Raw genomic sequence first — 333 nt, 5'->3', positions numbered from 1 at the left:
ACACGGCGACAAGTTGCGGATGATCTGGGCGTTGGGCTTTCGACGCTGAACAAGTGGGTGAACGCGCACCGTGACGCGGATGTGGTATCCCCCGAGGATCGCGAGTTTGCGCGGGAGAACGAACGGCTTCGGCGCGAGAACCGCATCCTCAAAGAGCAGAGGGACATCCAAAAAAAACTCCCCCAGTTCTTTGCGAGCCAAAAGCCATGAGGTTTCGGTTTGTCCACTGCCCGGCAGTGCATGTTTACATGCACGAAAGGGGAAGAACATCGTGGGGCCTTCCAGATCAACCGGTTGTGTCAGGTTATGAATGTCAGCACGCGTGGATTTCGG

The 333-nt window shown here is 56.5% G+C and carries 1 pseudogene; it reads left to right on the top strand.

The features are described from left to right. Positions 1-333, top strand: a pseudogene (locus D8Z78_RS24400) (transposase); the annotation flags it as partial.

Origin of the sequence: Tropicibacter alexandrii, from assembly GCF_003667315.2 — a bacterium.
GTDB classification, from domain to species: domain Bacteria; phylum Pseudomonadota; class Alphaproteobacteria; order Rhodobacterales; family Rhodobacteraceae; genus Tropicibacter; species Tropicibacter alexandrii.
The sequence above is the reverse complement of the archived record's forward strand: the minus strand, read 5'-3'. Positions and strand labels throughout refer to the sequence as shown.